Genomic DNA, 14,826 nt, shown 5'->3' with positions numbered 1-14,826 from the left:
CAGCGTTAGCAGTAAGTGATCACCTAATATCATAATAATAGAGTAGAATAAATAGTACATTAGAACAATACTAACAGTGAAAAGGGGTGCCAATGGCACCCCTTTTTGGTTATTAGCATGCCATTCATAACCTACTAGTGTTAAACTAGTGACCTAACATATTGAATAAGCGCACCATCGTTACAATTGTTTGCTCGTGAGAGTATTTCCCTAGTGGATCAAATTTGGTAGCAGATACCCCGCCCATAATCGATAATTCAGCAGCTTGTGTGACAGATGAACGCGCCCATGTAGAAATTTTCGCATCGTCACTAAAAACTGGAGTATTGCCACCCTTCAAGTTCCCCTCAAGATAATTGTATACTTTCATTAATAATGAAGCAGCTTGCTCTCTCGAAATGGTTGCATCCGGTGAAAACTTACCGTTGCCTGTTCCATTAATAATGTTATGCTCATAAGCCCAGATGATTTCCTGACTGCCGTCATATACATCGGTAAATGGCGAAGTTGCATCAAAGTATTTGTAAAGGTCAATCGTCGGATCCATTGCTGTAAGAAGTCCTACGACGTAGGAGACAAATTGTTGTCTAGTAACAGATGCTGATAGATCATAGTAATACGGATTGAAGTTAAGCAAACCGTATTTATTAGCATCTTGAATGCTTGATTGTGCCCATGAATGAATTGGCGCCTCAGGTTTACTCATAACTTGGATATCAATCGTACTATTATTAGAGTACAAATATCCATCAACTGTAATATAGGTATAGCCCTCTTTATGAGCAGTTACTACTCCGCTCCTGTTAACACTAACGATACTTGGATCAGAAGATTTGTAGCGAGTAGCAGTTCCATCTACTGGGAACTGCATATTCTGTCCTGGTAACATATATCGAGTTGAAGCATTGATGTATTTCGATTGTAATTGAACCAATGAAGTTGTATAAGATAGTGAAGTTGATTCGCCAGCTAAAGTATGCAAGCCGGTAATCTTAACATTAAAATTATCACCATCTACATAAGAACCGATATTATCTGGACGGAAAATAATAGCGAAATCAACTCCATAATTGCTTGAACTAACATTGAAGAAATCACCAGCGTAATCACGATCGGTAGAATCGAAATTCCAAACCTTCTGATCGCGCTCACGAGTTAATGTAACTTTGATGTCTGATACATTACTCTTATCATATATATCAGTATGTAAGGAAACTGACCAAGGATCAGACGGACGTAATATTTCTGTTGGAAAAATACCAGCAGATGGCCATGCGATATAATCATAATCTACTTCATTAACATCCCGATCCCTATTAAATGCATACATAGAAGAATAGATACCATAAGCAGATGATGAATCAACTACAAAACCAAACATTGTTTTCTGCATTTGAGGATTAAGAATCCAGCGACGATGTCCTACAGAATCCAGATTATTATTTCCATTGTCAGACATATATCCATAGAATACAGTGTCATACAATGTATCTCGTCCTGCTGAAAGGTTACTAGATCTAGCAGAAGTTGATGCAAGTTCATAGAAAGATTCGCTCATATCATTTGGTTTGTTAGGGGAATGGGTTAAAGATCCGTTTTTAGCATTAATAATAGCACCTGCTTGTTGTTGCTCGGCAATCGAGTAGTCAAGTGTAATATCATCTGGTAAGCCAGCCAAATATCTTGCAAAATTAGTAGCATTTAACCCATCTAGTAACATATTTTGAGACAGCTTGCCGGCACTATATGGAGTAGATAGTTGTGGAGTAACTTCGAACAGCTTTGATTTGTCGATGTCCAAAGGTAAATATTTATTCCACTTTTCTAATAATTGTTGTTCTGTTCTTGCCGAGATGGCATCTTGTACATTACTAGAAGCGCCCAACGCTATCGATGGCCAGACTAACGATATTGCTAAAGTAGCAGTAATACTGATAACAGTAACTTGCTTTAAGAAGAGTTTCATGTTCATCATTACGAATTCCCCCAAATATAGAATGAAATAGTAAGATTTGAAAAAGTGAATCAAAGCGTAGCTAATAGTAGTAATTGTACAATAGTTTTGAGGTAAACAGTATTTTATGTATAACAAATACTTCCTTAGCTCATAATAAACTGAAAAAATATGACAAATGGAGTGATTTGCGATGATAAATATAGTAAGAAATACAGTAATCATGATGTTTGTAATGGCATTAGCGCTAGTGCCCATTAAAGCTACCGTTTCAGCGGGCGTCGATTCTAACGGGATAATTACCAATAAAGCTACCTGCGAGTTGAGAATAGCGGAGAGAGAGCTTTGGATCGATCATGTACTATGGACGAGAAGTTTTATTGTTAGTGATCTAGCTGATCTTGAAGACAAGTCAGACGTATTAGCGAGACTAATGAAAAATCAAGATGACATCGGGAATTCAATTAAGCCTTTTTATGGCGATGAAGTTGGCGATAAACTGGCTAAGCTTCTAAGAGAACATATTGAAATAGCAGGACAAGTGGTTGGGGCAGCCAAAAGCGGCAATAAGGCTGATTTTGAAAAAAGTAATAAGCTATGGTATCAAAATGCGGATGCTATTGCAGCGTATTTAAGTTCTATTAACCCCAATTACTCAGAAAAGGCATTGAAAGATATGATGTACGTTCACTTGCAATTTATTACAGATAAAGTTGTAGCTAGATTGAATAAAGATTGGAAAGCAGATATTGTTGCATTCGATAAGGGCAAAGACCATATGGTTATGTTCGCAGATATGCTTGTTGACGGAATAATTAAGCAGTTCCCACAAATGTTCAAATAGCGTTATCACGTACAAATAGGGACTTGTCACATTGACAAGTCCCTATTTGAGTTATTCCATAATGCCAGCTACCTCAAGTGAATGAAGTTTAATACGTGAATCATCAACATTCGTACCTAGTCAATTTGCTACTTCAGCTCATCCCAAGTTTTTTGGAAGCTTTCAAGGAGTTGAGCACGATCCATTTGACCACCGACATAGGCTTGCATGGCATCGCCAAATTTGTTACTGGAAGCTTCGCCACTGGCTGTACTGCAATTGCAACTTTAATTGTTGCTTGCTTAGAAATGCTCAGGATTTCGTTGGGGTTTGATAGGTGTGCTGTATAAAAGTTTGTGTGACAATAAGGTGAGTAAGAGAAAAATAATCTTCGAGGAGGAAATACAGATGGATAATGGGCACGGACTATATGGGGAAGAAATGTTGCTTCACTTTGAGGAACAGACTATCTAAGAACACCATGAAGAAATGCTATTGTACTTTGAAGACATTTTACTCTATGAGAAAGGCTATGCGCTAGAGGCTTATGACTACTCATACTGTGGGACAACGACGAATCGTTTAGTTGCTTTATACACAAAAAAAGGACTCCTTTTCTCAAAGGAGTCCTAGACTGATGAATATTTACATTTTGAATTTAAGAATAGATTGTTGGAGTTCCTGAGCCATCTTACTCAAAGCCTCTGCTGATGAGGCAGTTTCAGCCATAGAAGCACTTTGTTCCTCTGTAGCGGCTGCAACATTTTGTGTATTACTTGCAGCTTGTTCAGCGATGTTAGAGATATTCTCAGCGAGTGAAACCATTTCTTGAGAGCTTGTATTTACTTGATTCACAATGGTTGTAACTTCGTGAGTCTCATTGTTTACTCGTCCGATTGAAACAACGATATCATTAAACGTAGAGCCTGTTAATGATACCATCTCAATACCTTCTTCAACAACTACCTTACCTTGAGCCATTGCTTTAACCGCGTTGGCAGATTTATCTTGAACTTGCTGGATTAATGACGTAATATTTCCAGCTGCTGTTGCTGATTGTACAGCAAGCTTTCTCACTTCATCTGCAACAACCGCGAATCCTTTACCATGCTCACCGGCACGTGCTGCTTCAATTGCAGCATTTAATGCAAGTAGGTTTGTCTGTGTTGCAATATCTGAAATCAACTTGACGATATTACCAATTTCATTCGTACGGCTGCCTAACTCATCTATGATTACAGATATAGAAGAAACGGTTTCGTTAATGGTATTCATTTGCTCCACAGTTTTTTCTACCACGGTATTACCTTGTGTTGCTTTTTGATTCATTGTTGAAGCAAGGTCAGAGACGTGTTGGATAGAGTCGGCTGCTTGATCCATACCAAGAGAAATATCTGTAATTGCTTTCGTAAAATCACTAGCACTATTTACTTGTTGCTCCCCGCCAATTGCAATTTCTTGCATAGCACGAGAGATATGTTCAGCAGTACGCTGCGTTTCCTCAGAGCTGATAGATAGCTGATTAGAGGTCGCTGCGACTAGCTCTGAATTTGTACCTACCTGACTAATAATCGTGCGTAGATTATCAGACATTTTGTTGATAGAATTAGACAAAAATCCAATTTCATCCTTAGACGTGAAATGGATGGTATTCGTTAAATCGCCCTCTGCAATACGATCAGTTACAGCTACTAACTTACGAAGTGGTAAAGTAATGGATCGAATAATGAAAACGACAATTATTGTGCTAACAATTATTGCAACGATTAACACAAAAATCATTGTATATAGTGTACCTCTACTTGCAGCTTCAATTTCGCTTATATCGATACTACCGACAATGGTCCAACCTGTATAAGGATTTTTAATCGTGATTGCTTTTTTCTTAATACCTTCTATAGAAATATAATCGATAATTTGAGTTTCTTGATCATTTAATTGTTGGATATATGGATCCTGAACCTCACTACCAATTTCTAGACTAGGATGTGTTAAATATTTATTTGTAGTATCTAAAATCGTTACGTATCCATTTTCACCGATTTTAATGGCGTTAACATCATTGGCGAGATTAGTTAGGCTTAGTACGACACTAACAACACCACTTTCATCAGCTACGGCTTTAGATGGAACAACGATAACTTTACCATCCTGTGAAACGATAGGACTATTAATTAGAACTTCACCTTTGTTAGCCAATGCATCCTTGTACCAACCACGTTCACGTGGATCAAAGCCTTCGGCGAAGGTTTGCTGGGGTGAGTTAAGCAGTATTCCTTCAGTTGTAGCGAATTGTACATGATCATATTCGTTCTTTACTGCCTTAATTGGATCAAAGATTTGATGCAGCATAGGACTTTCCCAGCCAGACACCATATCACCTGTTACGGTGTCTGATAAGTAATTCAAATCAGATATGCTTGCCTCGATTAGAGAATTTAACTCTCTATTGACGTTACTAATTTCTTTTTCCGTATGGGTAATGATTAAGCTAGACATGTCTTCTTTTGCAGTGAGATATGAAAATAATCCAAGTATGATGAGTGGAATAATTAAAATACCTAAAAATGAGACATATAGTTTATTTCTAATCGTTAAGGAATTGCTGAAGAACGATGTATTCCTTATAGAAATTAAAAATGAGCCCTTTTTCTTGCTTGAACTTAAATTTTTTTTCAATGTGATATCCTCCTGATTTCTATGGTGTTCATTTGGTTTGCGCTATGGAATTAGTATCTAATTCTCTAGCCTCATCTTGATATGTATAAATTAATGGTCATCGATGAGTTTTGATGAATAAAAAGTATTAATAGTAGGTATTAAGTTTGAATTGTCAATCCAACTTTTGGAGTGTATTTCATTTGTCATAATAAATCAATGAAAAAACTGTTATCTTATCATATTTAATGATAATTATAGTATGATTATGGAAATATAAATGGAAATATTGTGAATATATTCATATTAACATTGACTTATTACTTGTCTATCATTAAATTTATCAAATGTCACAAAAATAATGTAATAGTTTAGGGAGAGAATGTGTAAATGAAGAAAAAGACAAGCACGATGTTAAAACGTGTATTAACAGGAGCATTAGCTATCCAACTTTTAGTGGCTGGCACTGCAACATCATTGGTGACTGCCCAAGAAGGTGTTCCTTACTCTAATACAGGAGTAAAAACCCTTTATCCTGAAGGTGCAATTACCCCAACTGGTACTTGGAATTTAGGTACTCGTGCAGGTGATTTTGTGAATGTTGCGGGTATGCGGGGAATTGATCCAGCGACGAACCAACTTGTAGTTGGAGATTATGAGCGAATAATGCAAGCATTCCTTAATATGCAGCTAATCGCTGAATCTGAAGGTGCCACTCTTCAAGACGCAACACGTCTTATTGTTTATGTTACAGACATGTATCGCTTTCGTCCGCTAATTAATCAAGTTCAAGAAGAGCTATGGGGAGCAGGCCCTTACCCTCCACGTTCCATTGTTGAGGTTGATCGTATGAATCAAGATGATATTTTTGAGGTTGAAGGTACATTCTACGCCCCTATTAATAGTGAAAATGTAGTTGATAAAGAGGAAAAAGAAAAGCCAGGTAAAGGAAATAAATCTCCAAAAGACCCTAAAGGTCCAAAAGGCCCTAAGCATAAAAATGAGTCTAACGGAAAGTCTAACCCAAATAATAAGCAAGCAGTAGCAGAAGATGATAATTATGAAGCGATCGAAGCATCTACAGAGAACGTTTCACCGAATGGTGTTATTACGTTGTTCCCAGAAGGAGCTATTACACCTACTGGTACTTGGAATGTGGGCACACGTGCTGGAGATATGGTTTATGTAGCAGGTATGCGTGGTATTGATCCAGAAACGAATCAGCTTGTAGATGGAGATTATGAGCGAATAAAGCAAGCCTTCCTAAACATGCAGCTAATCGCAGAGTCTGAAGGAGCTTCTCTTCAGGATGCGACTCGTATCGTGGTTTATTTGACTGATATGTTCAGATATCGTCCGCTAGTGAATCAGGTTCAGCAAGAGCTATGGGGAGATGGTCCATATCCTCCACGTACGATTGTAGAGGTTGATCGTCTAAACCAAGATGATATTTTTGAGGTAGAAGGTACGTTCTATGCACCAGAAGATGGTGAGTTAATCGTTACTGATGATCCGAATGTTTCACCAAATGGAGTTAGAACAATATTCCCTGAAGGGGCTATTACACCAACAGGTACTTGGAATCTTGCAACTGTAGCAGATGATCACCTATATGTAGCAGGTATGCGTGGTATTGATCCAGCAACAAATCAGCTAGTACAAGGTGATTATGAGCGCATTAAGCAGGCCTTCCTAAACATGCAGCTGATTGCTGAATCAGAAGGTGCTACATTACAAGATACAACTCGTATTATTGTTTACTTAACAGATATGAATCGTTATCGTCCACTAGTGAATCAGGTTCAACAAGAGCTATGGGGAGATGGTCCATATCCTCCACGTACAATCGTAGAGGTTGATCGTCTAAATCAAGATGATATTTTTGAAGTTGAAGGTAATTTCTTCTTGAATTAAGTTGGAGTGAAAATGTCATATCTTAAGTATGTATAATTAGATACTTATGCCGTGAAAACATCTTCAAGTTGGAATTCTAACAAAGAATTTTAGTTTGAAGATGTTTTATTTTATATCGCTTTAATTTACTTCAATTTAACTCTATGCGGTTAATGATATTGGTTTGCATCGGGACCTTACCTGATAATTGATATACAAAACCTTTATAAGAATGGATATATAAGAATCACCTACATACACTCCCGAACCCTTCATATGCTACATTTCACCACCTACATGTATCACACCTCAAAAAAACTCGAGCTTGTCATGCCAGTCCGCATAGCTGCTTTTAGCATCCCAAAATCAGCCGTCATGCGGTGTTTCCGCATCCTGCAAGCATCATTTGCTAAGTGAAGCAAGATACTTTCGGGCAAACGAAGCGATGCTCTTCTTGAATTCTACTTTTGAGGAAGGATTGCTATAGCGGTGTAGTACTTGAGGCAAAAGAAAGGCAAGGTAAGTGTTGTTAAAGGATCACTACTTGCAGGAAAAGCAATCCTTACCACGATTAAGAGAAACTACGAGTGATCGTCGTAAATCAATGAACTCAGGGATCTAAGAAATGAAGATAACTTTCAGAGAGTAGCCTTTACTACCGAGACCAAACCTATCCACGTGTACCAACTACCCCTTGTTGTATTCGTTTCCGAAATGACAGGAATTGCTGTTCCATATATCGTGTTTTCCCTATCCACTGGCAAATCTGTGAAACCAATTCCGAAAATACAATTTCGCGCAGCCCATCTCTTTGTTGAATTTGAGCATGTAAGAATAATTTTAGGTAGGCGAAGGTCGTGCTACTACCATATCTATTGTAAAGGAATGTTATGAGTTAGTTTTGATTAAATTGAAAATTATGGATTATTAACATAGCATAAATGCAACACTAGTGGCATCGCATCTATTAAATGATTAGTATTAGACTAATGACCCGAATATAAATTAGTGCAAAAGTAATAATTTGTATGTATTCCTTGAAAAGTATTAAATTCAACTTATGATTTGTCGATATCATAAGTTGAGGATTTAATCCTTACATCCCAGCTGGATGGAAATAAAAGATAGAGACATGGAGGAAATTATTATGAAAAAGCTGTTTGTTATCGTTTTTACCGCATTTGCACTCATTGTTACAGGATGCTCCCAAAACCAAGGTGATTCAGCTAATGAACCTACACCTACTGAAGTTGTGGCTGACACAGAGGTCTCTCCTACGCCGGAAACCTCGGCAGAAGAAACTGCGACACCTGAAGGATCAATCGCGCTCAAAGAGCAAAGCGTTATGTCTGGCCTTGCTACGATCAGTATTCCTGAACAATTCATCATCATGTCTGATGAGATGAAGCAAATCAAATATCCTTCTGGAAACGCTCCGAAAGAGGTCTATACGAATGAAGATGGCACCATTAACGTTGCTTTGAGCGAGACTGGCAGTCCGATGAACGAGGAAGACCTTGAAGCACTTAAAGAAGAGATGGTCGCAATGTATCAACCCGTTGCAACAGAGTGGATGGAGGATGGCATTGTTGAAATGAATGGTAAGAAAGCAGGGTATCTCTCTTTTGTAGTTGAAGTTGAAGGAGATAATGCTAGTATTTACAATTCTATGCTATTTACCGTTGTAGATGGCCAGTTGGTCCTTGTTAGCTTCAACTGCTTACAGGAGCAATTAGAAGAATGGAAGACAACAAGCGAAGAGATCATTCAATCTTTCAAAATTTCTTAATTTACAATGAATGGGGCTGTCTATAAAGTAGATTTGGTAGTGTCCCCTTAAAGTTAAAATTTTTATTATGCAGCTAATAGGCTGGCATGAGTTCGGTATGTTACTGGACACATGTCAGCCAGTTTTTGTTTAATCCGTTCATTGTCAATTATGCTCTCACCCATGATTGGTGATCATGCGATCCTTGATCTGAATCTATCCGTTTTCGCCGATTCACCTCGCCACTTCTATAAGTGGCGAGGTGAATCGGCGATTTCTTGAATAATCCCGCAAGATGTTCTTCCTTTCCTACATCCTAAGAGGTATAATGAATAGAGAACATACATTCGTGTTTTCGACTGGAAGGGGGTGAGATTTTGTCAGATTCAAAGTCAATGTACAGAACCCATCAGGTGTGGATTAAGCCGGGTCATCGCTTGTTTACGTACCTCGATCAAGCATGTCAGGACGCTAAGAACCTGTATAACACGACCAACTTTTACATCCGACAGATCGTTACTGCATTTGGAAAGAATGAGCCTCTTCAACCGTTGCAACGGGAAGTTTTAGACACGCTGGCGTTACATCTTGACTTAATGAATGAACGACGAAGAAAAGGGGACCTTTCTCTTCCATTCGAGCTACCCTCGCAAAAAAGTCCCTTTGTTCCTTACAACTTCCTAGACGCCTTGTTCAAAGTGATGAACCAACTCGATTATCGAGCGCTCCCGACGCAGAGCAGTCAGGGAATCATGAAGGTGGTGTTCCAGAATTGGCATTCTTTTTTTTCCAGTATCAAGGATTACCGCCAGTATTCTGAGAAGTACAACGGCAAGCCCAATATTCCTGGATACGCACGTAATAGAGTAAAGGAAGTGATGTTCTCCAATCAAGACTGTGTGATCAAAGAACGAAAGTTTCTCAAGTTTCCAAAGAGTAAGTTGCAACTGAACATCGGAAAACTAGGCTGTACCGACGGACAACTGAAGCAAGTACGTGTCGTGCCAAGCCATGGGCAATACGTCGTTGAATTGATCTTCGCTTATCCGCTTGAACAGAAGGAAGCCATAGCAGAACACGTGCTGGCGATTGATCTTGGCGTCGCCAATCTTGCAACCATCGTCACGACGACCGGAGCGAAACCGATCCTCGTGAAGGGCAAGATCGTGAAAGCGATCAATCAGTATTACAACAAGATGAAAGCGTACTATATCAGCAATCTTCGTCAGGGCAAGGAACCTCGCGAGGGGGCGTATACATCCAGGCGATTAGAACGTCTCCATTTGAAACGCCATCGGAGGATCAAAGACTTGTTCCACAAGGCAAGTCATCATATTGTTCGGTTAGCAGTGGAACACAACGTCGGTACGATCGTCATTGGGCATAACGATGGATGGAAACAAGCGCCCGGAATCGGACGGCGAAACAATCAGTTTTTCTGTCATATTCCCCATCACATGCTCATCAAGATGATCGAGTATAAGGCAGCTGAGCAGGGAATCAACGTGATCCTGACCGAAGAGGCGTATACCTCGAAAGCCAGCTTTGTAGATCAAGACCCGTTACCGAGTTATGGCGAAGAAGGGACATGGATCTTCTCAGGCAAACGGATGTATCGCGGTCTGTATCAGAACACGAAGGGCTTGATTCATGCCGATGTCAACGGTGCAGCCAATATTATGCGAAAAGTATTCCCAAACGTATCTGCCAGAGGAGCGAATGGGATAGAGGGGTTGGATGGTAACCAGACCATCAACGTGTCAACTCCACTGGTGTTAAGCATCCTGAAATAAGTGGGATGAAGCATCAGAAACCCCCACTTCAATCGAAGCGACAGCTTTGGTAAGTGGCGGGAGTATTCATACATGTATAGAAGAAAATAATCTTACCATCTCGTCAACTTTGTCCGCATAGCTGCTTTTAACCACTGAACCCCCACCGTCAAGCAACGGAAGCCACTCGAACTAGGCTCCTCGGCTAACCCTTCGGTTTGCTGGTCGTTTGCACTGGGAGCAGCTAAGGCTAGGGGTTCACTACAGCAGTCATCAACTCCGTCCGTTCCCAGTTCCTTCTAACCCAGCGCCTACAGAGGCGCATTACACAATAGGAGGGCAAGACTGTAAACACTTTCAAGTGGACGCTACCTTGTACTACACGAGTTTTGACTGTACGGTAAAAACGCAGCCACTACACTGCTGTGCCGCACTTACTGAGAGTATCATGAGGAGTATCCAGCCCTTCGCCTCATTTTCAGTTATCAACAATGATGCTTCCTACCTCAGCAAGTGTCATTGGTGATTTTGGGGTATACAAACTTTTTCTGCGTTCTTAATATTTTGCTGTACTATTCCACAAATTCGTACTTTTCAGTAAAAACTTTTACTTGATTTCGACCAGCTCTTTTGGCAGCATAAAGTGCTTCATCAGCTTTTTGAATAAGCTGATAGATTGATTCATCCATAGCTCCTGTCGTTACGGATACTCCAAAACTGGAGGTAACTGATACAACTCGTTTATTTTCAACTAGAGGATTTTTTTCAATGCAAAATCTAAGGTGATTAGCGAAGTTTTCCCCTTCAACTAATGTATATCCAGCTATAGCGAGTACGAATTCTTCACCACCATATCTAGCAAATAGCATATCTTCTCCAAGCTCAGCTTTACATATTTGAGCCACATGTACTAGTATTTGATCTCCGGTTTGATGTCCAAAAGTGTCGTTCACTTTTTTGAAAAAATCAATATCAAATAGAATAAGCGTATAAGATGACAGATTACCCTTTACTTTCATTAAGTCTTGCTCACTTTGTTGGAAAAAGGCACGACGATTGTATAGTTGCGTAAGCTCATCATAATAGGCTTGATGCTCTAACTTTTGTTGTAATGTATGTAGCTCTGTTATATCCGTAAATATAATTAGTAAGCCAGAGTTATTATTTGATTGCTGAAGCATAGAAATACGTACCTGATAAATATAATTAGCTTGATGAATCGTAACATTCAATTTATCTGATATCGTATCTAATTGAACAGGAAATGATTGATCCGTTAGCATAAACCAAACTTGATCAAATGGCTGCCCTAACGTTGATCGATCCAATGCAGTAAACATATTTTTACAAGCATGATTATATTCAATTAATTGATAGCTATCATTAAGCACAATTACACCATCATTCATACTATTAAAGATTGTTTCCTTAGCAACTGGCATAATTGATAACATTCGAGAGCTAGTAATAGACCAGAGGTACAAAACAGAAGAAAACCAAATAACCATTGGTACAGGATCGATACCATCGGGTGTCACTCCTATGAATAATAAAAATGCAGTCACTATTGGAAGCAATTGACCACAGATGAGCGCAAATAATTGAGGTTTATATGTACTAACTGTTTCCTTCCAACGTGAAAGTAGCAATAAGAACGCAGCTAACATACAGCTGAAAATGTAAATATTATGTGCAACAAACCATACCCCATATTCAATCTCACTATATGGAGCCCCAAGTACCGAATGGATATCATATATTCTATAAAATGTATGATGGGATTCATTGGTTACATTAATGAGAAAGGTGAGACAAGGCATTATTAGTAAAGCGATAATTCTTTTTCTCGTTAATTTAAATCCTAAATATTGCATAACAAACAATAATCCTAACGGAGGGAAAAATGGCAGCCCAACATACTGTACAATATTCCAAAATCTAAGCTGTTCTAACGAAGTGGATGTTAAGCTAAAGGCATAACCAAAGCAATAAATCATTGAAGTTAATGTATTCCACATGAACAATTTAGCGATATTTGTATAATGATGTCTCTTCCAATAAGTATAGACTAGTATAGACAAATTCAATACAACCGAAGTGCAAACTAATGTTACATATGCCTCTAGCGTCGATACCAATAGTTTTACCCTCTTTCAAATATTATCTCTATATCATGTTAACACGATCACAAAAAAATGTTAATATAATCCATAGTATAAATTACTTTCAACAGCTGCATATATACAATGTAGCAAAAAAAATTAGTCAAGCCTACAACCAGTCCGCATAAATGTCCAAGTCCCCACATAGTATGTATAAGCCAGTTAAAAAACAAGGTGTGAGGGGATGATTTCATGCGTCGTATGACATGGATCGCGGCAATTATACTAAGTATGGTACTAGTGTTATCTGCATGCGGGACGAAAGACGCCGAATCCGTGGTAAAGGATTTGGACAAATTCTTGAATAGTATGGAAGGTTACAGTGGCACAGGTACGATGACCTTACATAATGGTCAGCAACCGCAAGTGTATCAGGTGGAAGTTTCTTATGCCAAACCAGAGGCTTACCGCATTAAGCTGACAAATGCAGACAAAGATATTACGCAAATCGTGCTTCGCAATGATGAAGGTGTGTTCGTATTAACGCCAAAGCAAAACAAAGTTTTCCGCTTCCAAAGTGATTGGCCGCAAAAAAATGGCCAAGTATATTTGTATCAAACATTAGTACAAAGTATTCTACTTGATGGTTCCCGTCAATTTACAACGACAGATGATGCTTATGTATTTGATGTTATGGCGAAATACAACAGTACATCACTTGCAAGACAAAAGATTTGGTTAAGCCAAGATGATTATAAACCGATGCAAGTAGAAGTTAGTGACACGAACGCGACTGTACTTGTAGACGTGAAATTTGATACATTCGAATTCAATCCGACGTTTACTGAAGGATTCTTCAAGACAGAATCTAATATGCAGGCACAATCTGGCGATGTAACTGAGCAACAACCAACAACGGTTGATCCAAATAAAGATGATGTAGACACACTTGCTCCTGGTGATGATGGCGTAGGCATTGAGACAGGTAATGTGGACGGTGACACTAGTACTGATCCAAAAACTGGCGCTCCTACTGAACAATCTACTACGGGTGAGGAAGGTCATGGCACAGATTTGAGCGAGGATGACGATGCAACGAGTATCGCACCAACAACTCCACAATCATTTACGGTTATGGGACCTACACACACCCCATTAGGTGTTAACGAGAAGGATATGACAGATATTGAGTACGCTGGCAATCAAGGTGTGATGACACGCTTTGCAGGTACCTATAATTACACATTGATTCAAACAGAAGCGAAAGATATAGCAACAACATTAGTCCCAGGAGATTTCGTTGATCTAGGCTTCACGATAGCTCAGCTTACATCTGGTGATAATGTGCATACATTATCTTGGACGTACTTTGGTAATCAATACCGTCTAAGTAGTGCGGATCTACCAGAAGTTGAAATGATTAAAGTTGCGCAATCCGTTCTTGCTGAAGTATCCAAATAAGATAGATAAAGCTAGCTTAAAGATCGAAGTATATCTTCGATTCAATGAGCTAGCTTTTTGCTATATAACGAAGAAAGACGCTAATATCGTATCAAAATCATAGTGAGGTTCAACCGCACAGATTAACATTGACACGTTACATGACTAGGGGTAACATATCAACTATTAGACGTGATGTCGAGTATGCTACGTTAGCATACCCATCGTTATCAAAGTCCATTTTATGAATAACCTCATAAAATATAAGTTCAAAAAGCGGGCTTTCAGAATCGAGAAGATGGAGTGTTACTTGAGAAAGGCGGAAGCGCAAGTGTACGTTATTGGTACACGCGAACCGTACTTTCCAAGTTCACTTCATATTCGATGTCGAGTATGCTACGTTAGCATACCCATCG

General features: G+C 39.0%; 8 protein-coding genes. 5 read left to right on the top strand and 3 right to left on the bottom strand.

Features of this window, described 5'->3' with window-relative positions; all coding sequences use genetic code 11:
* Positions 1 to 145 precede the first annotated feature (145 nt).
* Positions 146 to 1,975 carry an S-layer homology domain-containing protein gene (locus tag AC1TPB_RS03285; protein WP_482075179.1) on the bottom strand — a complete coding sequence of 610 codons (1,830 nt, stop codon included), beginning with the start codon at positions 1,973 to 1,975 and terminating at the stop codon, positions 146 to 148.
* A 172-nt stretch (positions 1,976 to 2,147) separates the two neighbouring features.
* Between AC1TPB_RS03285 and AC1TPB_RS03280 the strand changes: the two genes are divergently transcribed.
* The gene (locus AC1TPB_RS03280) at positions 2,148 to 2,798 is read left to right on the top strand and encodes a glycosyltransferase (protein WP_482075178.1); all 651 of its coding nucleotides are present in this window, start codon (positions 2,148 to 2,150) and stop codon (positions 2,796 to 2,798) included.
* Positions 2,799 to 3,422: 624 nt separating this feature from the next.
* Here the strand turns inward: AC1TPB_RS03280 and AC1TPB_RS03275 are convergent.
* Complete coding sequence (locus AC1TPB_RS03275; protein ID WP_482075177.1) at positions 3,423 to 5,456, bottom strand: methyl-accepting chemotaxis protein; 2,034 nt, start codon at positions 5,454 to 5,456, stop codon at positions 3,423 to 3,425.
* Positions 5,457 to 5,825: 369 nt separating this feature from the next.
* Here AC1TPB_RS03275 and AC1TPB_RS03270 point away from each other — a divergent pair, with 369 nt between their 5' ends.
* The 3 genes from AC1TPB_RS03270 to AC1TPB_RS03260 all read left to right on the top strand — a co-directional run bounded on the left by AC1TPB_RS03270 (position 5,826) and on the right by AC1TPB_RS03260 (position 10,889).
* Positions 5,826 to 7,349, top strand: coding sequence for a RidA family protein (locus AC1TPB_RS03270; RefSeq protein ID WP_482075176.1), 1,524 nt, complete (start codon positions 5,826 to 5,828; stop codon positions 7,347 to 7,349).
* A gap of 1,126 nt (positions 7,350 to 8,475) precedes the next feature.
* Complete coding sequence (locus AC1TPB_RS03265; protein ID WP_482075175.1) at positions 8,476 to 9,117, top strand: DcrB/PsbP domain-containing protein; 642 nt, start codon at positions 8,476 to 8,478, stop codon at positions 9,115 to 9,117.
* 353 nt (positions 9,118 to 9,470) lie between these two features.
* Positions 9,471 to 10,889, top strand: coding sequence for an RNA-guided endonuclease InsQ/TnpB family protein (locus AC1TPB_RS03260; protein WP_482075440.1), 1,419 nt, complete (start codon positions 9,471 to 9,473; stop codon positions 10,887 to 10,889).
* 551 nt (positions 10,890 to 11,440) lie between these two features.
* Here the strand turns inward: AC1TPB_RS03260 and AC1TPB_RS03255 are convergent.
* On the bottom strand, positions 11,441 to 13,006 hold the full coding sequence (locus AC1TPB_RS03255) for a histidine kinase N-terminal 7TM domain-containing diguanylate cyclase (RefSeq protein ID WP_482075174.1): 1,566 nt from the start codon (positions 13,004 to 13,006) through the stop codon (positions 11,441 to 11,443).
* 216 nt (positions 13,007 to 13,222) lie between these two features.
* Here AC1TPB_RS03255 and AC1TPB_RS03250 point away from each other — a divergent pair, with 216 nt between their 5' ends.
* Positions 13,223 to 14,431 (top strand): LolA family protein, encoded by a 1,209-nt coding sequence (locus tag AC1TPB_RS03250; protein WP_482075173.1) that lies wholly within the window; start codon positions 13,223 to 13,225, stop codon positions 14,429 to 14,431.
* Positions 14,432 to 14,826 lie beyond the last annotated feature (395 nt).

Source organism: Paenibacillus sp. Y951 (genome assembly GCF_056786395.1).
This window is presented reverse-complemented; position numbering and strand designations above follow the sequence as displayed.